At 44.5% G+C, this 23,836-nt stretch carries 18 protein-coding genes; 7 read left to right on the top strand and 11 right to left on the bottom strand.

From position 1 onward, the window contains the following. Positions 1-180: 180 nt before the first annotated feature. Positions 181-1,800, bottom strand: a complete 1,620-nt coding sequence (locus SPEA_RS21285; RefSeq protein ID WP_012157247.1) for an AbgT family transporter — start codon at positions 1,798-1,800, stop codon at positions 181-183. A 1,091-nt stretch (positions 1,801-2,891) separates the two neighbouring features. On the opposite strand from SPEA_RS21285, the gene SPEA_RS21280 reads away from it, so the two are divergent. From SPEA_RS21280 to SPEA_RS21270, 3 genes are all read left to right on the top strand, one after another. Continuing rightward, positions 2,892-3,461: a LemA family protein gene (locus SPEA_RS21280; protein ID WP_012157246.1), complete on the top strand. Its 570-nt coding sequence runs from the start codon at positions 2,892-2,894 to the stop codon at positions 3,459-3,461. 87 nt (positions 3,462-3,548) lie between these two features. Continuing rightward, positions 3,549-4,571 carry a DUF3137 domain-containing protein gene (locus SPEA_RS21275; RefSeq protein ID WP_012157245.1) on the top strand — a complete coding sequence of 341 codons (1,023 nt, stop codon included), beginning with the start codon at positions 3,549-3,551 and terminating at the stop codon, positions 4,569-4,571. Then, positions 4,568-5,311 carry a lytic transglycosylase domain-containing protein gene (locus SPEA_RS21270; RefSeq protein WP_012157244.1) on the top strand — a complete coding sequence of 248 codons (744 nt, stop codon included), beginning with the start codon at positions 4,568-4,570 and terminating at the stop codon, positions 5,309-5,311. The genes SPEA_RS21275 and SPEA_RS21270 overlap by 4 nt, the downstream gene beginning before the upstream one ends. A gap of 159 nt (positions 5,312-5,470) precedes the next feature. Here SPEA_RS21270 and SPEA_RS21265 read toward each other — a convergent pair whose 3' ends face one another. Continuing rightward, positions 5,471-6,868: an MATE family efflux transporter gene (locus tag SPEA_RS21265; RefSeq protein WP_012157243.1), complete on the bottom strand. Its 1,398-nt coding sequence runs from the start codon at positions 6,866-6,868 to the stop codon at positions 5,471-5,473. 249 nt (positions 6,869-7,117) lie between these two features. Here SPEA_RS21265 and SPEA_RS21260 point away from each other — a divergent pair, with 249 nt between their 5' ends. Then, positions 7,118-7,996 carry a LysR family transcriptional regulator gene (locus SPEA_RS21260; RefSeq protein ID WP_012157242.1) on the top strand — a complete coding sequence of 293 codons (879 nt, stop codon included), beginning with the start codon at positions 7,118-7,120 and terminating at the stop codon, positions 7,994-7,996. 537 nt (positions 7,997-8,533) lie between these two features. Continuing rightward, complete coding sequence (locus tag SPEA_RS21255; protein WP_041411157.1) at positions 8,534-8,791, top strand: hypothetical protein; 258 nt, start codon at positions 8,534-8,536, stop codon at positions 8,789-8,791. A gap of 181 nt (positions 8,792-8,972) precedes the next feature. Here the strand turns inward: SPEA_RS21255 and SPEA_RS21250 are convergent, their stop codons facing one another. The 3 genes from SPEA_RS21250 to SPEA_RS21240 all read right to left on the bottom strand — a co-directional run bounded on the left by SPEA_RS21250 (position 8,973) and on the right by SPEA_RS21240 (position 13,728). Further along, a complete protein-coding gene (locus SPEA_RS21250) occupies positions 8,973-9,815 on the bottom strand; it encodes a 23S rRNA (adenine(2030)-N(6))-methyltransferase RlmJ (protein ID WP_012157240.1) in 843 nt (280 codons plus the stop codon). A 56-nt stretch (positions 9,816-9,871) separates the two neighbouring features. Continuing rightward, positions 9,872-11,107, bottom strand: coding sequence for a winged helix-turn-helix domain-containing protein (locus SPEA_RS21245; protein ID WP_150102260.1), 1,236 nt, complete (start codon positions 11,105-11,107; stop codon positions 9,872-9,874). Positions 11,108-11,433: 326 nt separating this feature from the next. Further along, the gene (locus SPEA_RS21240; RefSeq protein ID WP_012157238.1) at positions 11,434-13,728 is read right to left on the bottom strand and encodes an OmcA/MtrC family decaheme c-type cytochrome; all 2,295 of its coding nucleotides are present in this window, start codon (positions 13,726-13,728) and stop codon (positions 11,434-11,436) included. Positions 13,729-14,005: 277 nt separating this feature from the next. On the opposite strand from SPEA_RS21240, the gene SPEA_RS21235 reads away from it, so the two are divergent. Continuing rightward, positions 14,006-14,770 carry a class I SAM-dependent methyltransferase gene (locus SPEA_RS21235; protein WP_398353699.1) on the top strand — a complete coding sequence of 255 codons (765 nt, stop codon included), beginning with the start codon at positions 14,006-14,008 and terminating at the stop codon, positions 14,768-14,770. A 252-nt stretch (positions 14,771-15,022) separates the two neighbouring features. After that, on the top strand, positions 15,023-16,282 hold the full coding sequence (locus SPEA_RS21230; protein ID WP_012157236.1) for a hypothetical protein: 1,260 nt from the start codon (positions 15,023-15,025) through the stop codon (positions 16,280-16,282). Positions 16,283-16,401: 119 nt separating this feature from the next. Here SPEA_RS21230 and SPEA_RS21225 read toward each other — a convergent pair whose 3' ends face one another. The 6 genes from SPEA_RS21225 to SPEA_RS21200 form a co-directional block, all read right to left on the bottom strand. Further along, a complete protein-coding gene (locus SPEA_RS21225; protein WP_012157235.1) occupies positions 16,402-17,820 on the bottom strand; it encodes a magnesium transporter in 1,419 nt (472 codons plus the stop codon). Positions 17,821-18,229: 409 nt separating this feature from the next. Beyond that, on the bottom strand, positions 18,230-19,369 hold the full coding sequence (locus tag SPEA_RS21220) for a hypothetical protein (RefSeq protein ID WP_012157234.1): 1,140 nt from the start codon (positions 19,367-19,369) through the stop codon (positions 18,230-18,232). A gap of 219 nt (positions 19,370-19,588) precedes the next feature. Next, positions 19,589-20,947, bottom strand: coding sequence for an MFS transporter (locus SPEA_RS21215; RefSeq protein WP_012157233.1), 1,359 nt, complete (start codon positions 20,945-20,947; stop codon positions 19,589-19,591). Positions 20,948-21,222: 275 nt separating this feature from the next. Further along, positions 21,223-21,510, bottom strand: coding sequence for a ferredoxin family protein (locus SPEA_RS21210; RefSeq protein WP_012157232.1), 288 nt, complete (start codon positions 21,508-21,510; stop codon positions 21,223-21,225). Further along, positions 21,507-22,796 carry an FAD-dependent oxidoreductase FixC gene (gene fixC / locus SPEA_RS21205; RefSeq protein ID WP_012157231.1) on the bottom strand — a complete coding sequence of 430 codons (1,290 nt, stop codon included), beginning with the start codon at positions 22,794-22,796 and terminating at the stop codon, positions 21,507-21,509. The genes SPEA_RS21210 and fixC overlap by 4 nt, the downstream gene beginning before the upstream one ends. 91 nt (positions 22,797-22,887) lie before the next feature. Continuing rightward, on the bottom strand, positions 22,888-23,832 hold the full coding sequence (locus tag SPEA_RS21200; protein WP_223296539.1) for an FAD-binding protein: 945 nt from the start codon (positions 23,830-23,832) through the stop codon (positions 22,888-22,890). Positions 23,833-23,836: the final 4 nt, after the last annotated feature.

The raw sequence follows: 23,836 nt of genomic DNA, 5'->3' as shown, positions 1-23,836 counted from the left end.
AGGACGCCAACAAGTTGGCTACTAGGAAAAGATTAAAGATGATAGTTGTACTTCTTTTGCTTTCCGTTTTAGCCTTTCCTAGAAGCGACAACGTCGCGCTCTCGAAGTGACGAAGTCGCGTCCTAGCAGGGCGAAGCCCGCCCTATCTTAGCTCTTCTTAACACCTAGGTCCTTCTTTTTTTAAGGCGTATAATAAGTTGCTGCACCCGGGCCAACGGGTAAACCAATCACAAATACCCAGATGAAAAAGAAGCAGGTCCAACCGATAAAGAACACGATTGAGTATGGCAGCATGGTCGCAACCAATGTGCCTATACCTAGATTCTTCTTATACTGCGAGGCGACGGCCAGGATAAGGCCGAAGTAACTCATCATTGGCGTAATTAGGTTTGTTACAGAGTCACCAATTCGGTATGCCGCCTGAATGGTTTCGGGTGCGTAACCCACCAACATCAACATAGGTACGAAGATAGGTGCGGTTACAGCCCACTGCGCTGAAGCACTACCTAGCATCAAGTTAATAAAGCCACACATCATGATGAACAGTACGAATACTAGCGGCCCAGTTAAGCCAATAGCATTAAGTGCATCTGCGCCAGATACTGCCAGTACCGCCCCTAAGTTGGTCCACTTAAAGAAAGCGACAAACTGCGAAGCAAAGAATACCAAGACGATATACATGCCCATGCTACTCATGCTGTGTGACATGGCGTTGATGACATCGATATCGCGTTTCATGCTACCCACAACACGGCCATAAATTAGGCCTGGAATAGCAAAGCAAACAAAGATAAAGGCCACAATCCCTTTTAAGAAAGGAGAGCCAGCTACTAAGCCAGTTTCTTGGTTTCGAAGTGGCGCACCCTCAGGAATAATAGTTAAAGCAAGCACTGCCGACATCACTAATACCGCAAGGCCTGCGATTTTTAGGCCCTTTTTCTCCAGTGCGCTAACCGTATCCATCTTCTGTTCACTAAGGTCAATCGCCGCTTCGCTAGCATCGTATTTGCCCAACTTAGGTTCGACGATTTTCTCGGTAACGAATGCACCTAAGAAGGTGATTAAAAAGGTGGAGACAAACATGAAGTACCAGTTTACTTCTGGGCCAACAAGGTAGTCAGGATCGATCATCTGCGCTGCAGCTTCGGTGATCCCAGATAACAGTGGATCAACGGTGCCGAGTAGTAAGTTAGCGCTATAGCCGCCGGATACACCGGCAAATGCAGCGGCTAGACCTGCAAGCGGATGGCGACCCAAGGAGTGGAAGATCATCGCTGCCATTGGGATAAGCACCACGTAGCCTAGCTCAGATGCAGTATTAGAAACGATACCTGCAAATACTAGAGTTAGCGTGACTAAGCGCTTTGAAGCGCCCATGACTAATAAGCGCATAGCGGCAGACAGCAAGCCCGAGCGATCGGCGATACCCACACCGAGTAAGGCGACAAGCACTGTGCCCAATGGGGTAAAGCCAGTAAAGTTGGTCACCAAGTTGGAGACGATCATCCGGAGGCCTTCGGCATTCATTAAGCTGACTACATGAATTAGACCATCGGCGCTGCGGCCCGATGCACCTTCGGGTCTTGGGTCGACTACAGTTAATTCAAAATAACCGGCGATGCCACTGATAACCACAACAGCGGCACAAAATAGCGCGAAAAGAGTGATGGGGTGAGGTAGTAAGTTACCGAGTCTTTCAACTACGTTTAGGAAGCGGACAAACAAGCCACCAGGCTTGTTACTGGGATCTAAGGGGGCTTGGCTAGATAGAGGCAAGCTATCGCCGTCATTACTGCTCATAGTGTCTTCCTTCAATATGCTTTCGTTTTGTTGTTTTTGTTATTGGTACGCTGGAGTGACAGCTAATGTGGGGCTACTTTTGTGCCAATTGCATTAAATATTTATTAATCCAATGTAGCATGATGGGTCTGAAAAATTAATTAAACCTTAAATTTGGCTCTTTTATTAATCAGCTATATTGACGACTCCTGAGTAACTGTAAGGCTTTGCAGGGTTCTTGTTGTGAAATGACCAGTGAATTTTTGGCAAAAAAAAGGACTCATATAGGATGAGTCCAAAAGGGATTGAATAACAGTTTCCGTTGGGATTGGGATTACTATAACTAGGGTTAGCTGTATCAAAGCTGAACGGTGAAAAGGAGTTCGATTAACTCTTGTTAACCTTTATTGAATCCAGCTTTTGATTAATCCAATGCACTAATATTAATGGGTAATTTACAATTTTCGGCCAAAAAAAAGGACTCATATTAAATGAGTCCGAAGGGGATGATTGGGTCGAACGTTTCCTTAAGGGATGTGATAGCTATAACTAGGGGATACTGTATCTAAGCTGAATGAATAATGAGCAAAGCTAATCCCGAGAAAGCTGGAGAGAAGCAAGGAATAGACTAGGTGATACAGAAAACTCTACAAACTTATGATTAATGACAAAGTTAACTAAAAGGGTGAATAAGTTTGACTAGTTTAGGGGTTTTATGGCGGAAACTGTTTAGGGTGAATTCTACTTAGCTCAAAAAATCACACCGTGATGCATAATTTTAGTTGTTGATATACAGGGCTATTATTTTTTGTGGTGAGCAAATAGTGAACGCTAGTTGTATTTTTATGCTGTTTAGCGAGTTTATTTAACAAGAGTTCGATTAGTCATTGTTTGCTCAAGGTTTTATTCGATGTTCTTGCCACTTTTTTGCTACGCTGATTAAAAAGTAACGCCGTGACTGGGGCTGATTATCTGTGTTGAGGCTGGATTTCGTTGCTTAAATAAGTAACAGTATGAGTTATATAAGAATAGCGTAATCGTTTTTTGGCTTTAGTCTACTGGATAGAGACTAGCGCTAGCCATTTAAATAAAAAGAACAATAGGACACACAGATGGAAGGGTTATTGTTGGGATCAGGCTTAGTGGTGATTATTGCCTATCTTTGGTATGTCAGTTTAATCAAGAAGCGTAATGCGGGGCGTGAAGCGTTATCGGGAATAGACGTTCAGCTTAAGAAGCGGTCTAACCTAGTACCGAATATCCTCAAGATTGCACAGAAGTACATGGACCATGAGAAGTCGCTGCTGACCGAGATCACCGAATTAAGAACTTTGGCTGTTAAGGGGTATGACGATGGTGACTCAGGTTCAGTTAAAGCTCATCTTCAGGTATCAGAAAAACTGAATCAGAAGATGTCACAGCTGATGGTAAGTGTTGAAAACTATCCTGAGCTGAAGTCAGACAATACCATGCTGCAAGCGATGCAGACCTACAACGAAGTCGAGGCTCAGCTGTCTGCTGCGCGTCGTTTCTACAACTCGGCAGTATCTGAGCTGAATACCGCGGTTGAGATCTTCCCTGGCTCTATCATAGCCTCTATGGCGAGTGTGAAGGTGATGCCTTTCTATGAAGCCGACGAGGCGTCTAAAGCACCTGTCGATGCTGCCGATTATCTAAAATAGCTTAAATGTATTCGCTCAATTACCGTAATACTGATTATTGCGGTAATGACTCGTTACTAAACTGCACTTGAGTGAGTTAGCAATAATATGAATCTATTTAGCTTCTTGTTTGGCGCATCGATAAAGCCTATACGTAACACTGATCACCTCGTTGCCGCGCCATCTGAGATAGATGAATTTAAGCAGTATTATCAGCAGCATCTTGAGCCACTTACCAGCAAGTTTGAAAATGCCCGTGTTGCGAGTCTAAAAGCGTGTCGTCAGCGTTTGTACCTGTGTGCTGCCATCTATATTGGTATCGCGATCTTGGCATTTATGTTTATGCCATATCTGAATTTTTCCGATCCGCTGATGGTTTATCTTATCGGTTTAGTCTTGCTGACATTGCCGTTTGCTTGGTGGGTATTTAGGCCTATTAAGCATTATAAAACCGATGTGAAACAGAAGATTTATCCACTTATTTTTAAGTACTTTGGTCATGATTTTATCTTTTGCAAAGAGCATAAGATGAGCCTTAGTGCGCTGAAGGCATCCAAGTTGCTACCTTATTATGAATCTGCGAGCTTTGACGATTATGTGCAGGGTACCTACAAAAATATTGAGATCGCTATCAATGAGTTGCAGCTAACTAAACAGGTTAAGCGTGACAAGTCGACCGACACGGTTACCGTCTTTAAAGGGGTGATGATTGAGCTCAGTAGCCATAAAGATTTTCGTGGCCATACCGTGGTGGTGAAGAACCGCGGAGGCTTGGTTAATTTCCTCTCGGACTCCTTTAAAGGCCTTGAACGGGTGAAGCTGGAGGATCCTATCTTTGAGAAGCAGTTTGATGTGTTCTCGACCGATCAAATAGAGGCGCGTTATCTGTTAACTGTGACTTTTATGGAGCGCTTGCAGGAGCTATCTGCCAGTTTTGGCAACAAGATCCAATGTGCTTTCTATCGCAATAAATTACTGATCATGCTTGGTAGTAAAGAGAATCGCTTCGAGATGGCGTCGATATTTAAGGCGGCAACATTCGAATATGAATTTAGTCAGATAAACAAAGAGATGAAGCAGTTATTTGCTATCGTTGATGTACTGCAATTGGATAGTTCGACCGGATTATGATGAAGCGAGCACCCCTGTTTAGTTTACTGTGCTTGTCTACTGCTGTGACTTCTGCAGTTGTAACTCCTACAGCCATGGCGGCAGAGACGAGTAAGCCACATTTTGTTGCCAAACCATCGAATAAGAGTGTGTTAGGTCAAGCCGTTACTAATCATAGCTTAACTAGCGGGACTCAGAGCTTGGGAGCTAGTGTTGAACAAGGAGAAAAGGTTTACCACTACCTCACCGCCGATGGAGTCTTGGTTTTTAGCGATCAAGCGCCGCAAGAGGGGCATTATCAGGTGTTATTATTTGACTGCTACGCCTGCAAACCTGAGTCGAATATCAATTGGAAATCAATCCCTCTGTTTACCTCACAATATCAGCAGCTGATCGCCACTGCGGCCAGAACATATCGGCTGGATCCTGCACTCATTCGGGCCGTTATTCATGCCGAATCGGCTTTTAAGCCCAAGGCGCTATCTAAAACTGGGGCGCAGGGTCTAATGCAGCTGATGCCCGCTACGGCCAATGAGCTGGGGGTGCGTGATGCCTTCCATCCAGAGCAAAACATCTTGGCGGGTAGCCGTTATCTGGCTCAGCTACTGAAACGCTTTAATGGTGATATTGCCTTGGCCTGCGCCGCCTATAACGCCGGAGCCTCCCGAGTAGAGCAGTATAAAGGCATCCCGCCGTACCCAGAGACCCAAGCTTACGTCGAACGGGTACAGATTTTGCTCAAGCGCTACCGCAAGGCTTAACTTCTGGTTTTAACGTCAAATCAAACCATAAAGATAAAGTACTGGGCGATATTAAGGCGTCCGCACTCCATTAGTACTCACAGAGACCCAAGCCTATGTTGAGCGGGTGCAGATCTTGCTCAAACGTTATCGCAAGGCTTAAAGACTTAGCTGCAAGGCTTAACTTACGATTGCCGCTGTATCGATAGTTAACGGATTATCTTGCTGCGCTCTTGATTGCTTCTTTCTCGACTTAACATCAAACCAAACCATAGGCGCCACAATAAGGCACAGTGCTATGTTGGAGAGCGGCATCGCCATCCACACACCTTCGACTCCCATAACCTTAGGTAAGAAATATAGGAATGGCAGCTGGATTAGCATATTGCCACAGGCGATGACTAACGCTTTAACGCCTTGGTTAGTCGCCATAAAGTACACAGACGAAAGTGCAATAAAGCCATCTAACGGCATAGCAAACAGATGCATTTTGATACCATCAATTGCGGTTGCAATTAGCAAGGGATCATCATTGTTGAATAGTCCAACCATGGTCTCTGGCATTAGGTTTAGCAGTAATACCCAGCTGGTACCCGCAATCAGAGTCACCTTTACCGACAGCTTAAGCATCTTGTTGATGTTTTCATGTTGCTCGGCGCCGTAGTAATAACTAACAGGAGGCTGCATACCCTCGGCCACACCTTCGGCGACTAAGTAATATAGCACCATCAGGTAGCCAACAATGGCGAAGGCGCCTACGGTTAGCGGTGTACCATACTCTGTAAAGAGTCGGTTATGCAGTGCAAAAACAAAGCTGGTATACAGATACATAAATAGGCTTGATGAGCCTAACAGCGTGATTTGTTGAGCAAAAGAGGCGTTAAACCAACTAAATTTTGCCGACCAGTTAATGCTGCTAAATCGAGAGCAAAAGTAGATAAGACCTAAAACACAGACAGTCGCCTGTGCACTAATGGTGGCAATCGAAGCGCCAAGCAAGCCGAAGTCAAATACGCCTATCAATAGATAGTCGAGTGCAATATTGATAAAGGCGCCTAATACCATTAAACCGGTAGCGATATTGGGGCTCTCATCGTTACGAATGAGCAACGGCAAGGCTGAAGCAATCACAGTGATCGCAGTTCCCCAAGTGAATACGCTAATATACTCTTGCGCCATCACCAAGGTGTTGCCCGCACCGCCCTGAGCCTCAAGAAAAAAGTCGCTGCAGATGACTAAAATCGAGGTAGAGATTATGGCTAGACTAAGCATGAGTACTAAGCTGCTGGTCAATATCGTCGGTGCCGCGCGAGTATCGCCTTTACCCCGTTGAATCGATAGCAAGCTGCCACTACCCATGCCGACCATGATGCCAAAACCAACCATAAAGTAGATCACAGGCCAGGCCATATTGATAGCTGCGAGTCCTTCAAAGCCGATGTAATGGCCAATAAAAATACCGTCAACGATTTGGTATAAACCGTTAACTAACATGGCGGCAATGGCAGGCAGAGTGTAACGCCAAAAGGTACGGCTAATTGACTGAGTCTGTGTGTTTTCTATGCTTGGATCTAACATGGGGATATCAATATTGAACAATAAAGCTTGGCAAGTTACTCTGTATTTGAGATTGAATAAAGTTAGTTACTATCTGTTTTTGAGATAAGGTTTGGACATGGCTGTTTAAGATAGCAGTTTAAGATAGCAGTTTAAGATAGCAGTTTAAGGTAGCTGTTTAAGATAGCTGTTTAAGGTAGCTGTTTAAGGTAGTTGTATGAGCCACCTGTTTAAGATGGCTGTTTGAGTAGGTGTTTAAATAGGTTGGCTATGAATTGGACGATTGATGAGCTCAATGCATTTGTAAATTCGGTAAAGCTAGGCTCATTTTCGGCGGCAGCCAGAAAGATGGGGAAAGCTCAATCGCGTATAAGTACCGCGATTAGTAACTTAGAAGCGGGCTTAGGTTTTGAGTTATTTGACCGCAGCGCAAGACTTCCTGTACTCACTTCACTCGGCGAAGAGATGTTTATTGAGGCGCAATCGGTTCTGGCTCAGTGTCAGCGCCTTAATGCGCGTGCTATGACCGTCACCTCAGGTGAGGAGATCACCCTTACCGTGGCTATGGATGAAGCGGTACCGGTTACTGCATTTGAAGCGTTATTTCAGCGTATATCGACGCAATTCCCATTGCTTAAACTCACTATCATTAATGGATCGCAAGAGGATATTGCCGCTTGGGTGGATGCCGGGCGCGCCGATATTGGCATTATGTTCCATAGCAACACATTGCTACCAGACTCCCTAGATTTCATGTCGATTGGCCAGTTTAAACAGAGCTTAGTGGTCGCGCCATCCCATCCATTAGCATCGACCCCAGCGCCGACTTTAGAGCTGTTGATGCAATATCGGCAGTTAGCTATTTGCGACATTACCGGGCAATCACAGACGCCGCCTTTATCGGCAAATTATTGGTATATCGATAGTTACTATTACATTGTCGCGCTAGTTTTGCAGGGCGTGGGCTGGGCGTTAGTGCCAGAACACGTGGCTAAATCTGAGTGGTATATTGATGACCTTTGTGAGCTTTCCACAGAATATATTACCGAGCCTTTGCTGGTGGAGATGGGGGTAGTTAATCGTCGTGACAAGCAAATCGGCCCGATAATGCACTGGTTGTTTGATGAGTTACATTCGGTGTTGCAATGATAATAAAGAAGGTACGAGGACGGACTTCGTCCTGATAGGTCCTAGGTACTAGGACGTTCGCAGGCTCACTGCTAGGACGGTGCTACGCACCTACGAGGACGCCAACATATAAGATAGGGCACTCGCAAGCTCGTTTCTAGGACGTTCGCAGGCTCACTGCTAGGACGGTACTAGGCACCTGCGAGGACGCCAACATATAAGATAGGGCACTCGCAAGCTCGCTGCTAGGATGCTTCGCGGCTAGGGCGGACTTCGTCCTGCTATACAATCAATATCGAGCACATTGTTATCTTTTGCTTTTATGCTTTTCCGGCCTTATCCGGCTGTTACTTTCTTAGCTTTTCCCTAGCAACTAGGACCTATCTTTTAAGCCTTTTCGTCTCAGCCTTTCCTAGAAGCGACAAGGTCGCGCTCTCGAAGTGACGTAGTCACGTCTCGCAGGGCGAAGCCCGTTCTCGTCTTAATTTTATTCGGACCTAGAATCTAACAGTTGGAAAGTGTTAATGTTTAATAATGGACTAATTAGAAAGGAATAATATGAAACGGATTTTGGTTGTGTGGCTGGCTTTGCTGACATTGAGCAGCATGGGCTGTTCATCAAGCTCAGTGGCAAATGCGGGCTGTGACTTTGTTAGCGGTGCACATGGTAACGAACAGCAAAGAGAGCAGAGGGAATCAATAGGCGGGAGTTCGGCTGCATCAACTCAGAATAATAAAGATGTCGAAGTCGGAATTTTATCTGCTATTTTTGGAGTCTTCGCTCGTCAAATTAACGATGATGAAGAGTGTTTATAAGCATTAGGTGCTAGGGCACTCGCAGGCTCGTTTCTAGGACGTTCGCAGGCTCACTGCGAGGACGGTGCTGCGCACCTACTAGGACACCAACAAGTTGGCTACTAGGAAAAGCTAAAAGATAGGGCACTTTTAAATCTTGGCTTTTCCTAGGACCTAGAACCTCGTCCCTAGGATCTATCTTTTATTCCGCCACTTCCTGTCTAACGGTTGTCTTGCCGCCGTTATGGCCAATGCGACGCTCTAAATAGTCCAGCATCTCTTTGGCTGTGGTGTCTAACTGCCAAGGTGGGTTAATGATCCACAGACCTGCTGCTGTCATGCCAAACTCATTGCTATCAGGCTTAATCGCTTGTTCGATACGTAACTGATTCTTGATGCCGCTTTCGGCTAATAGCTTAAGCATGCCTTCAGTTTGGTCACGATCTACAACCGGATACCACAACATAAATACGCCAGTAGAGAAGCGTTTATGGGCTTTAATAATGGCTTTAGCCACATCTTGATAGTCGGTTTTAATTTCGTAACTAGGGTCAATTAAAATCACGCCACGACGCTCAAGTGGTGGTACGGCAGCAATCAGACCTTTAAGGCCATCACCCTTGATGACGCGCACGTGACGATCGCCCGTAAACTGCTCGTTTAAGGTCAAAAAGTCAGTGCCGTGTAGCTCGTGCAGTACCATGCGGTCTTTTTCACGCATGTTCATATCAACAAAAGCAGGTGAGCCAGGGTAAAACTCGAGTTCTGCTTTACCTTGGTTAAAATGCTTCACATCTTCGATGTACTGCACCAGTGATTCAGGCAGGTCGGTTCTTTCCCACAGTCTGGCTACGCCATCTAGGTATTCGCCGGTTTTCTTTGAAAACTCATCGGTTAACGCATAGCCGCCCGCACCCGCATGGGTGTCGATATAAGCCATAGGCTTATCTTTTTTGTGCATTAGTTTGAGCACTTGCAGCAAAATAGCGTGCTTGAGAACATCGGCATAATTGCCTGCGTGGTAGCCGTGACGATAACTTAACATTGAGTTTTTAGCCTAAAGGAACAGAGACTAGATTATATAACAACTCAGGCAAGGGATCATAATTTGAGTGTCTGTCGTTGCATCCACATAATATTGTCGTTCACTAACGGCAGTTGCCAGATAGCGGTGCCATCGTCTTGATAGATGCGATAGAAACTCAGCTGTTCTTGGGTTAAATGCTGCTTCCTGAGGGCAAGGTAGATGATTTGCGCAGTATCAGACAGTGCATTGGGTGACGACAGCGTGGTTTTGCTGACCTCGATATCAAAGCGTTCAACAGTGCGTTGTTGCCATTTTTCTGTGGTGCGTTTGAAATGACCGCGGATCTCGTAGCGGATTGGTGTGGTGTAACAGTCTTCGTCGGTGATGCAGGCTGCGAAATAAAATATGCCGCTGTCAGGCGCGAGATCGACTAATGAAATTCGAATGTCGCTACGAACTAAGCGATGATCATCGATCGAAAAGTACAAATCGCCATGATAGATCTGCTCTTTGAGATCGCCTTGATGCTTTCTAAGTTCTGGTAGATCTAATTTATTATAGGTCTTCTGCTCCATCCTGATCTTGGTGGTTAGGAAATCAGATAGCTCTAGTTGGCCGCCGTGTTTGGTTTCGCTACTGATATTGATCAGCTGTTTACCACTGCATTGATTTTGTTGGTAGTCAGGGCAAATCGCAAAGCTGTCCATCTTGTCGCTGAGTAGCCCAAAGCTGGTAAAGCTAGTAAATGGCGCTTGCCAGTTCGGCTCATCATTTATTTGGTTTTTTAGGCGTTTATTGGTGTCATCGGCTGACTGTTTTGGCTGCTTAGCAGCTGTAAATACGTGAATATTACCAGCAACACTGCTTAGCTTACTGTTTACTAAGCTCTCGTTATAAGGCGCTTGGTTGTGGTTGATATAAGCGTAGCTGAGCAAGAGCAGTGATGCGATAACCGCGACTGCAAATAGCAACGTAGCCTTTGGCTTTTTAAAGCGGTAGTTGTTTTTGCTTTGGTTAGCAAGATGCAACACATAACCGTGTCTTGGAATCGTTTTAAGCTCGACTTCTGGGTAGTTAGCCAGCTTTTTTCTGAGCACACTAATACATTGTTGTAATGATGACGCGGAAACCACGCGATCATGCCAGCCCGCCTCGAGTAAGGCTTCGCGAGTAATTAGGGTACCTTGATGCTTGAGCATCAACTGTAACACTGCGGTCTCGGCAAAGCTGAGTTCGATACGTGACGAATCTTCAGCATCAACAAGGTGTTGCTGAACCACGTTTAAGCTTAGCGTTGGCGTTAGTTGCACGGGCACTCTCTAATAAAACAGATATCTAATTGAGTATATTCTGACGTTTATAGCTGGGGAAATTGAAGCCTGTAAACTTTGATCTAGTTCAGGATTTATATCTAGGTTGCCATCTAGCGCAACAGGTTTGTAGGGATGAGAAAATCAATTTATGTATATAGGTGCTTAATTCAGGCTAAATGTTCACTGCGGGCTAGGTGGACTGCTTGCTGGTACTCTTTAATTACGTATTGAGCCTCCTGCTCTGTATCTAGGTTGCCGCCTAACCAATTGACTAGGCGGCTTGATGTACTTGCAGGGACATCAATTACTTTTTGGGTTTAACCTTAAAGGTTATGCACCTGCTTAAGGTTGTCTAGCGAGTGACACACGGCACAAGCTTCAACTTGCAGCTCGTTAGCGGTAACACCGAATCGGCCACCGTTTTGTTCCATATGCGCACGTACAGCCTTGTTGATCACTAGCTTACCGCTGGCATCTTCTTGCTTAGCATGACAGGCATAGCAAGTTGCAGATACTGGTGAAGTATAGGCATCAACCGTGATATCGGTTGCAGGGTGAGCACGTGAATCTGGGTTGTAGTCCAAATCGAGTGCTAATGGACGGCCAACAGCTGTTAAACGGTCAACACCAAAGGTATCGCCTTCATGGCAACGGTAACAGTTAGCTTTATCTGCAGGGAACTCAATATTACGCACACCGTTTTCACGATCTTGAGTGGCACGTTGGTTAGTATGCAGTGAGTGCATCCATACCTTATGGTCTGGGTGACTTACGGTTAGCTGCTCAACATAATCCCAGTCGCTTGCTTTAGTGTGCATTTCACGAATGGCCTGAGTTGGTGGCGTATTCGGATTATGACAAGCTAAGCACGGATCGACGATATCTGCTGTTGAACTTAAGAAGCCAGGCTTACCCTTAGCAACCATGGCGCGCTCTTCAAATGGACGAACATGTTCACCAAGCTCATCGTGGTCGTGACCAGAGAAACAGGTGGTGTCAGCTAGCTCTTTGTTGATCTCAGTATTGCGGCTATGACAGTTACGGCAAGCAAGCTCTGAGTTGTCGTTAAACTCGTCGTAACCGTGGCATGAACCACAGGTTTTGTTGCTGACAATAACAGGGCGCTTAGCTTCAGGCGCATCAGTTAGGCCATCTTTGTCGAAGAACCAACGCTTGTTTGCTTCGGCGTTTTTAGTGTGGCCTGCTTGGTCACAGCTCACTAGATTTTGCGCGTCATCGAAACAGTAGATAAAGCGGTTAGTGATAAAACCAGCGTCATCAATTAGGTCGCCTGAGATGGCGTCTTGAGTGACGATTGGCCCCATTAGGTAAGTAAACACATTGTCTTGTGCACTATGCAAAGGCGTACGCTCACGCTCACCTGCTGGAGTATTGCCGCTGCCATCTTGGGTAATGTCTTTTTTGTTACTCTTAACAAAAATGCTGTAACCACGGCTGGTGGTAAAGTCTACTGAGGTACCCCAGTTAACATAAAGCTGTAGGTTCTTAATCCAGTCAGCATCGGCTGGGTTGTTGCTTGCTACCACAATACGATCGCCTTGGCGATCAAGCAGAGCAAAACTTATCTCTGCGTAATGTTCACCATCTTGTTCAACCAGTTTGGCTTGTTCTAGGCTGATGTTAACGATATTACGCTGATCTTCTGCTACCGCTTTTTCTGACTTACTCATATGAACATCGTAAGTATTTTCAGGTGAGTGACAGGTTAAGCAGTTAGCGTTATCAGGTTGAGTGCTATGGTCGTACACTGGATTTGTAGTCATATCGTGACAGCTTGAACAAGTCTCACGAGTTGGCACTTGGTTCCAGTTGGTCGCTTGTAATTCTGTGTCGCTGACTTCTTTAGCGTGACAAGTGGTACAGTTACCTAGCGCTTGTGGCGTAATACCGATATGTGCGGTGTGGGCCAGTACCGGCCAAACCATATCCGGGTTGTCCATGTTGTTGCTAGTGTGGCAACTGGCACAGTTTTCAATGTTAGCGCCGCCATGCTTAATAGAGGCGATATCATCGTGACAGCTTAGACATGAGCTAGCATCGATAATGCTACGGTTATCGGCGATTTCGCTGCCATCGACTTTAAAGTCAGAGATAACTTCGGTCGCTGGTAGGTTGTCAGTTGCTAATACGCTAAAAAGTACACGTTGGGTGAAGTCGCTGTTATGGCTTACTTCGCCCATAGATAGCGGCGCATTCATGGTGTAGCGATAGCTACCGTCCATATTGTCAACTAAGGTGCCTTCACAGCCTTTAGCTGGCGAACAAGTTTCACCTGCTAGTTTTTGCCATTGTGAGCGCTCGCCTTCAATTTGTGGCAATAACTGCGCTGCATTGACTTTAATCGCGGCAATTTTGATTACCGGAATAGCTAGTTCGTTCTCGGCATTGAAATCGATACTTAGAATGTTATCTGTGATTGTGGTGCTTGTTAGCGTAAGCGTTAATACTTCTGCTTGGGTGCTGGTGTTGCCGCCGGGCTGACCATCTTCGCCGTCTTTACCATCATCACCAGAACAGGCTGTCATACCGATTGAGCATGCAGCTAAAAGCGTGGCATAGCACAGCTTTTTATTGAATGTTTTTGGATTCATCATCATTTTTATCCTGCTTATTTCTTTTTAGGGCCGTTTGATTTATCAACGACGTAAAAAGTGTGCCCTAAGCGGATCGACTAGGATGTGAACAGATACCTATTTATAGTTATCTTGAAGTTTTTTAGGCACTTTTCAGTTGCTTTGAGCTGTTTTGAGGCTTTTTGAGGGGCTAAATTGAACAAAAGAAGCCTGAATTATGCAAAACAGCCATTGGCGGTTGATATGGTTTCTTGGTGAGGAGTGGTATTATCTGCTAGTTAACACTCAAACATAGAGCCTAATTGTGACCAGCATTTTCTTTAATCGACATTATCCAACAATCGAATCCGCCTGTGAGCGCTGGGGACTGGTTTATGATCCTGATGCAGAGTTTGAGTTGGTATTTGAAGATAATATCCTGACGCTAATCAAGCGTGATGAGCCTAAGTTGAAAGGGATCTCAGTTGATTTCGTTTCTGGCGCCGTAGCCCATCGTCGTAAATTTGGTGGTGGCCGCGGTCAATCAATTGCAAAGGCCGTTGGTCTTAAGCAAGGCGTTATGCCTACCGTGGTCGATGGTACCGCGGGTCTTGGGCGCGATGCCTTTGTGTTGGCGAGTTTAGGTTGCAAGGTGCTAATGGTTGAGCGTCATCCTATTGTGGCGGCGCTATTGGAAGATGGCCTTCGCCGCGCCTATGAAGACGCTGAAATAGGTGGCTGGATGCAACAGCGCATGAGCTTGTTTCATGGTTCGAGCATTGACTCATTAGCCGATGCTGCTAAAGCGTCTAATACCGAAGTGGATGTCGTGTATTTAGATCCCATGTATCCACATCGTGAAAAGTCGGCGTTAGTGAAAAAAGAGATGCGTGTATTTCAGTCATTAGTCGGCGCCGATCTCGATGCCGATGGCTTACTTGCACCTGCCATGGCACTCGCAACTAAGCGCGTAGTCGTAAAGCGCCCAGATTACGCCGACGATTTAGATGGCGTGAAACCAAGTATGGTGATTGCCACCAAGAAAAACCGCTTCGATGTTTATGTGAAAGCGGCAATGACGGCCTAGTTTAGATGATATAAAGCGTAACGTTTTGGCGTTTGATAACACTCGAATCTGCCAATTTTCGTAAAAATTGCCTCTTGTTAGATTAGCTAATAAGGGGCTTTTTATTGTCAGGTTATTAATGCGCGAGATAACAGTTAAGCATTATTGTTTAGCTGACACTATGAGAACATAAAAAATAATGCTTATATTCAAGATGCTTGAGTCTGCAGCAAAGCAATACAGCAAGCGGCGGGATTAATGTGAGAAGAATAAGTGAACATAACGGCTAGTATTCAAGATGCAGTATTAACACCATTTACTCGAAGTATTTATCAAAAAGCATCCCTAGTTATTGGTTTAGGGTTACTGATTTGCTCCTGCTTTTATGATGCTCAGGCTTTCTCGATAGTGTTGACTGGTTTAGTCACTGTTTACGTTATTGTCAGTTTTGCTTTTAAACCTAAGTTACGACAGCATATTTACCTTAAAGGTGATTCGCTGCGGGTATTAAAGTCGGCGCGAATGTCTGGCTTTGATAAATGGGTATTTGGGTTTTCCATAGTGATTGCCGCAGTGAGTAATACCTATGCTTTGGCGAATATCACCATGGTAATGGTTGGTATTGTGGCATATCAAATATGCCTATTTTCATCGGTCTACAGACGGTTGCATCGGCGAGATGAGCTTGTTTTGCCTTTGACTGAGAAGTATTTATTGCTCAAGAACAAGCAGTCTAACTGTTTGCTGCTGCAAAGGTTTGATATCTATTTATTAAAACAGCCTATTGAAGAAGTACAGCAAGCAGCTGAGGTTTTAACTTCGCAAAGCGAAGTCGTTGAACAAGCTATTGAGTTTGTAGGCAGTATCTCACTAGAAGAGGAACCATTCGAAGGTGATGATGCTGAGGCTATCATTGCACAGCTAAACCAGCATCTATCAATAACAATAGGGAATACTGTGACTAAAAAGTCATGGCGAGCCAGTGTAAAACCATTTCTATTTGCTATGGCTGGCCTATACACCTATGTGTTCTTGCTACCTGACTTGTTTAAAGCAATCTTCCCCGTGGGCCGTTATCGAAATAAATTTGGTGATGTCATTTATCGGACTGAATCTATGTCAGATTTGGGAGTGATCTTTATGATGGTCATTATGTTTATTATGCTCGCTTTACCTTGTTTCGCTTACTTATTTAGCTTTTATAGTGACGTTAAATCTCGCTCCTTTAAGGCCGTTTGCACCACTAAAGATGCAATTTGGCTGCTAACTCCCGCTATTAGTGGTCATGAATCGAGAGAGATATTACGCGCTGAAATGGCTCACATCAGCTGGGCTGATGTTCAAGCAGGGGCGGAAGATGTAGGCCCTCCGCGTTTATCTATCGATGGTGATATCAAGCTCATTGGCAATGACAATCAACTCATTTCATTAAATGGTTGGGCTTGGAGCGGACGATTCATTCTTAATCATTTAGTTAAACTGGGGCTGCCAGTGAGATTAGTACGGCAAGATAATCAGCTAAAAGTCGAGTAGCCAAGTACATTTATGGATTTACTCGCTCAAAACCTAGCTGGGTAAGGCATTGGTGATAACTAACATTAAAAAAGCCTAGCTATTTTAGCTAGGCTTTTTTGTTCGTGATTGACTGTTAATTAGTATAAATACAGCACCGAGGCTAAGCCTAAGAAGCAGAAGAAGCCCACCACGTCAGTGACTGTGGTTAAGATCACCGAGCCCGATAGCGCCGCGTCTTGATTCAATTTCTGCAAGATCATCGGTACTACCACACCGGCAATTGCCGCTACCGCCATATTAATTAAAATGGCAGCGCCAATCACTGTGCCAATAATAGGGTCGCTAAACCACCATCCGGCAATTAAGCCAATCACTATCGCCCACAGCACACCGTTTAAGATACCAATACCCAGCTCGTTTTTGAGTAACGACATGAAGTTACCCGAGGAGATCTGTCCCATGGCCATGCCGCGGATCATCAAAGTGAGTGACTGACTACCTGCGATGCCACCCATTGAGGCCACAATCGGCATCAGAACCGCGAGGGCGACCACTTTTTCCAGTACATTCTCAAACAAGCCAATAGTGGCCGAGGCTAAAAATGCGGTCAGTAAGTTTATACCCAGCCATACAGCACGACGGCGCGCGCCGACGGTAATCGGCGCGAACAGATCGTCGTCCTCGTCCATACCAGCGGTTGCCATTAACTGTGATTCATAATGCTCTCGCACGAGTGCGGTCGCGGTGCGCAATGTCATACGGCCAATCATGATGCCGTTGGCATCGACGACCGCAATTTCTAATTCATTACTGTGTTCAATGGCTTCAGCGGCTTCAATTAGGCTGGCATCGGCAAGAATTGAACGGCTGTCTTCCCAAAGTAAGCTTTCTAAGGTGCTTTCTGGGGCGGCACGAAACACATCGTGACGGCGCACGCTACCAATGTATTTGTCATCTTCATCGAGCAAAAATACATGATCATTACAGTCGAGCTTAATGCGGCGGAAGAAGCGCTGTGCTTGAGATACCGTCGATGTCAGATTCAGTGCTAAAAACTGATGCTCGGCGTAACGACCAATTTCATTTTCAGAGTATTGATCGTAGCGATCATAGTGTTGACGTTGGCGCTCACCCATTTGTGACAGCGCACGCTCGGTCATAGCATCAGATAGCGTGTCACTCCACTCAATCAAATCCTCAGCTGAGATCTGTGAGAACAGCAGGTCTAATTGGGCTTCAGGCATCTCATCTAAAATGCCATTACGCGGGTCGGCACGCATGAGATCTAGTACAGCAATGCGCTCGCCTGCATCAACTTGAGACCAACGCTCGTAACGCTCATCTAGCGGTAATGATTCTAATAACAGCGCCACAGTGCCAGGTTCAGCTTCCTCTAGCATGTCATGAAACAGCTCGGCCTGCTGCTCACCTTCAGCATTGGTCAGTTGCTCAACCGATTGACTCACCTCTACCATGGCTAACTCAGGCGTCTCATAGTCTGCGTCGCTGTGATGTTGGCTGTTATCGATAGGGAGTTCATCTTTTGGCAATGACATGATTATCTGACCTTAAACTGAGGCTTTAAAAAAGTGCGAGACTGATTTTTGAATGCTAATGCAAGAAAGTAAATACAAAAAGCTAATATAAAGCTTGTACAAAAAATATATTGATTAAATTGCTGACTCGCAATGAGTTTGCTAGTCATGGTTTAACCTAGCTGGGGCCAATAATAGCATTTTACTGTGACGAAGCGATACAGGTTGATCATACTGAGAAGGCAAGATTTGTATTGTAGCCTGAGTAAACTATTCCTCAGGTTTAAGATATTTTTGAGTGCAAAATTCGTAAAGAGTGCGAAGTACAAAAAAAGCCTTCATAAAAATGAAGGCTATGGGTGACGTGGCTAAATCAACATTTTACGAGTGGCTTGTAGAATGTGGGTACCACAAATGAGTGTGGAGCTAATTAAAAGTAATAAGCAACACTGACGTTGAAGCGTTTATCCCAGTCATCGCCCACTTCTGGTAGACCGATATGGTCATTGTTGGCGGTTGAGAAAGTCATGTTTTTACCCATGATAAAATCAATTTGGGTGTAGGTTGGGCCAGCAGAAATTGCAGCACCTAATACGTTTTGCATACTGTTATCATAGCTATCGTCATCGACATCAGGTGTCATTAAGCCGAAGTCGTTGTAGAACTTAACATTACCCCAATCGGTTGGAATTGTTTTGGCGATGTTGGCACTGTAAACCTGCCCCTTGGATGCAACCTCAAACTGCCAGCTAACAACTGATACAGCAATCTTGTTATCGTTTGCACTGTCGGCAGCATTGAACTCATATTGCATCGCTTGCAACTGTAAGTTCCAACCGTTAAACGTACTGTCTAAGTGAGCTGCGAATGCGTATCTGTCGCCATTGTTGCCGGTTTCAGAGTTATAGATCTGACCCGCTTCAATAGAGGCGCCGAATGTAGTTGAGCCACCTTGATGTTCCATGGTGTAGCTTTGACGTAGGTTAACTTGGTTAGTTTCTTCGTTGTGATATTCGGTACCGTTGATGGTGCCGCTATAAAGATCGGCTGCATAACGTTTGTTTTCTGTTGGGCCATATTCGGCACCTTTGTAAAACGCCATGTCAGTTTGCCAACCATTATGCTCGTATACCGCCTTTACACCAATATCATGATCGTCTTCAAAGCCGAGATAGTAAGGCAAACCAAACCAATAACTATTTGAAATATATCCTAGGTTACCGAAAGGCACCTTGTTTATACCAAATTGTAACTGCCACTCAGGGTTGAAATCATAATAGCCATAACCAAACTTGATATAGTTAGTGTTAGCGGTAAAGCGGTAGTCCGATTTTAAGCCCCAGTTACCATGTTTTGCGTCGAATCGTAATGACGCCATATCAAAGGTGAAATCACCGCCTTTATCTTTTGAAGTCTCACTATAATCTTTATAGGCATAGTTGACTCGTACACCGCCATGAATATTAATTCCATCTTCTTCTTGTTCGGCAGCGATAGTGTGGAAACTACTTAATACGATCGCACTAGTAATTATAGACAGGCAGAAAGTTTTTCTCGTTTTCATAATCATAATATCCCAATGTATTTAAGTTGCTATGTTTTGATTCTATTGTGTGTCAGTTACTAATGGTTAATATCTAGCGTCCATATGCTTAGTGGTTTTGAAATTAATACAAACTCTAGTTTTGAGTGTTTAATATAGTTCGTTGTCAATTAACCCAATTGTTAATTGACTAAGTCTGTATTGTTACTCGAGTATTTAATCTGGTTGGATATTATTCCTTACTAATTAAATAGTCTTGCATGTATTAGATGCTACTACGGCACCTTTACTTTCAAATTCCGCTGAACTTGTGGTTTCTAATGTTAATCCTTTAGTTTCTGGCGCCATAAAGACAGAGATGATTAATCCAAATAACGAGATTGCAGCACCAACTAATAGGGTGGGAGAGATACCATATGTTGTCATAAAAATAGGCAAAGCATAGGTTGAGACTATGGTACCGATACGGCTAAGTGACATAACAGCACCAACGGCCGATGCGCGGATCTCTGTTGGGAACAGTTCATTGGGATAGAGCCATTGTAAGATCCCGGGTCCACCAGAGAAGAAAGCGTACGTGGCAAATGCGCCAATAATTAACCAGATGCTTGGATCGGGCACCACACCTAATAGTGCTAATGAAGCAGTCATTATGCCGAAGCTGCCTATTAGTAGTGGCCGTCGGCCAATTGAATTGAGCCAGTACATAGCCGGAATACATCCCGCCATAAAGAACAAACTGATGACAATATTACCTAACGCGGCATCTTTTCCGTCAGTAAACCCCAGTAACTCAATGATTTGTGGCCCAAAGGTGTAAATGGCAAACATAGGGATCACCTGGCAAGTCCAGATAATACCGATGAAGAGTATCCTTTTTAAATAAACAGGTTCGAATAGCTTGCTGTATTTTGTTTGTTCTGCCGATTCATTACTAATCTCTACATCGGGCCCAAAGAACTTTTCCATGGTCTCTTTGCACTCTTTTACTCGACCTTTCTTGAGTAACCATCGTGGCGACTCTGGAAGGTGGAAGCGACCAAGTAGAATGATAAGACATGGGATTAATGCACTTCCGAACATCCAGCGCCAACCATCTTCTACATCATATAGTAGGTAACCAACCATGTTTGCTGCAGTCGCTCCGACGTACCACATTGCGGCAATAAAGCCCATTGTGTAAGCACGTTTCTTAGTGGGGGAGAACTCCGCCACCATAGATGTAGCAATAGGATAATCGGCTCCGATTACAATACCGATTAAAAAACGCATAACGACAAGCTCAATGGGTGAGGAGATGAACATGGTTGCAAAAGAGAGCACTGCGATAGCAATAATATCTATCATAAACATCAATTTTCGACCGAAAATATCAGCAACATAACCAAATAAGGCAGTACCAATAAACAGGCCTGCGAGTGTGGCCGCACCGACTAAACCTATCCATTGAGCATCAAGTTCGAGTGCTGGAGTGAGCTGTTGTAATGCTAGGCCGATGATCACCAAAACATAGCCATCTAGAAAAGGACCTCCACTTCCCCACAACATTATTTTTCTGTGTAATGGAGTGAACTCCATATCATCGAAGTTTGTTCTTGGTTTCATGCGATTTACCACCAAATATAATGTTAAATATAAAACTATATGATTGTTGTATTTTAATTTATGGAGATCAGGCTCCATCTGTGTATTTCATGAGCTTATATGGAATACTACCCGGTAATAATATTAAAACGGTGATGTAAACAGTGTTTTACTATGTTTGTTTATAAAGCTTTTGTATTTGTGATCTTGCTTCTTAATATATTCGTTTGAACACGGCTAAGGGCCGGGTAATAATCCCAGCCCTAAGTTATAATGTTTTGAATTAATTTATTGGTTTACCCGTACCGGTATTCAATGCCAAATGTGCCTCTTGGGTACTCCCATTTCTCTAAAATGGTTTCGCCGCAAAGGAATTTACACGTTCCACACTCTAAACAGCCAGCAGAATCAAATCGAATACTTCCATCATCTTCTAATTTATAAAGTCCTGCTGGACAGGCGTTAACTAATTTCCGATATTCGTTCATATCGGGATTGTCTTTTAAGATAATATGAGGATGCCCCTCATCGACATGAAACTTATTGACGCCTAATTTGACATCGACGTTAACTACTTCACTCATATTGAAGTCACTCCTTTAATTCCATCTTTAATCAGATTCATGTAACCCACTTCTTTACAGTGCTTCATGAGAGTTTTTCTTATTGGTTGTGATGGAGTGCCGTCGACGGTGAACATGCTTTGCATTATGTCGGCCACCATTTTTGGATATTCATTAAAGATGCGAGGGTTCTCCATGAACTTAGGTAACTCTTTGTACAACTTGAGATCTTTCATGATGAAGCTATCTTCTAGTAATGTTTGATAAGAAGATAAACCTTGCGCACTAAAATCGTTTTTCTCTCGTGCGGCCAATACTGCTTTGGCTGCTGCTTCACCCGAGGCAATAGCCAGATCCATGCCGCGGACTGTGTAGCCGATATTTAAGCAAAAGCCTGCAGCATCTCCGGTAATTAATACGCCGTCATCAACAAGTTTTGGCACCATATGAATACCGGCTTCAGGCACAACGTGACCTGAGTATTCAATCAGTTTACCGCCTTCTATAAGGGGCTTGATCATGGCGTGGTTTTTAAAGTCTTCAAGCATTTGCGGTACAGTTTTATCTGAACTGCCAATATCATGTAAACCACAGACGATACCCAATGAAACTGAGCTTTTATTGGTATAAATGAATCCACCGCCCATCAAACCGTTGGCGGGGGAGCCTGCAAATAACCAAGCACAACCTTCGTCATCATTAAGGTTAAAACGATCCTGAATAACCTTTTGTGGTAGCTCGATTAACTCTTTTGCTCCAACGGCCATAGCATCTGATTTAACACGTTTAACCATTCCAAGTTGTTCACCAAGAACCGGGTTAACTCCTTCTGCCAGAATTACTGATTTGGCAGTTAGCTCATCACCATCAGCTTTCACACCAATGACTTTACCGTCTTGGGTTAAGATCTCCTCAACACGAATACCAGTAATGAATTGCGCACCAACCTCTTCGGCCTTGCCCATTAACCACTGGTCAAAATCCCCTCTTAATAGGGTATAAGATTCTTCAACTGCAGTTTGATCCCGACCGTTGTGGTAGTCGAGAGTGACGCCTGTATCATCAGTTAGAAAGGTGACTTTTTCTTTAGTGACTTTTCTTTCTATTGGCGCTTCTTTGGCAAAACCAGGAATAATTTTTTCTAGGCTGTGAGCGTATAAACGACCGCCGGTCATATTCTTGCTACCAGCATAGTTACCACGTTCAATTACCAGAACGTCGGCTCCCTCTTTTGCAAGAACGTACGCCGCAACACAACCTGCAAGCCCTGCGCCTACGATAATGGCGTCAAATGATTCTTCTGACATACTCGTCACTCTCTAGGTATATTTATCTATTCGCCTCTAGTCTCTACAGAGATTCAAGGCGATTGAAATAACAATAAAAATTGTGTTTCCGTTAGGCTTTTAACGCACTGATTAGTGCTGGCATCACCTTGTTGATGTCGCCAACAATGCCGTAGTCAACGTACTGGAAAATAGGAGCATTCTTATCCTTGTTTACGGCAAAGATTGTTTGTGAACCTAAGGCTCCAACCATGTGTTGGATCTGGCCTGAAATGCCCAGAGCGAAGTAAATCTCAGGCTTTAACATTACGCCTGATACGCCGATGTAGCGCTCGCGCTCCATCCACTTTTCGGTTTCAGCTATTGGTCGTGAGCAACCAAGCTCTGCGCCAATCAGTGCACTCAGTTCAGCCGCAACTTGTAGATTCTCTTTGCTGCCAATACCACTACCGACACCAACAACGCGCTTGGCTTTGCCTAGGTTAACGCTTTCGCCTTGCTTGGCACGGCGCTCTACGCATTGAATTGCCGTTGTTGGCTCAATAAAGGCAACATTTACTGCTTCGCCGGTGCGAGTCGTATCCGTAGCTTGTGCTTCATACACACCACTGCTAAGGGTAATAATCGCCACAGGGCTATTAATTTTCTCTTCTGCGATAGCTAGGCCACCGTAAGCCATGTGCTTAGCGCGAACACCGTTCTCAATGTCAATCTCAGTAACGTCATTAACAACACCAGCTTGAAGCTGTACGCCTAACTTGCTTGCTAAGGCTTTGCCACGCTTAGTTGGCGCAAGTAGCATTAGTGTGTTTTCTGTTGTAGCTGAAATCGTTTGCGCAATAGTGTGGCTGTAATCTTCGATGATCTTTTGACTGTCTTTGTCACCAAGGTAGTACACATGAGTTGCACCATATGAGAAGGCTGCATTGATTTCGGCTTCTGTACCGATAACAAATGTTGATACTTTTTCGCCTAACGCTACGCCAGCTGCGATCATTTCAGGTAAACGGGAAGCGATATCGCTAAATACCCAAATATTAGATAGTTTGCTCATCATTTAT

This window comes from Shewanella pealeana ATCC 700345, from assembly GCF_000018285.1.
Classification (GTDB): domain Bacteria; phylum Pseudomonadota; class Gammaproteobacteria; order Enterobacterales; family Shewanellaceae; genus Shewanella; species Shewanella pealeana.
The sequence above is the reverse complement of the archived record's forward strand: the minus strand, read 5'-3'. Positions and strand labels throughout refer to the sequence as shown.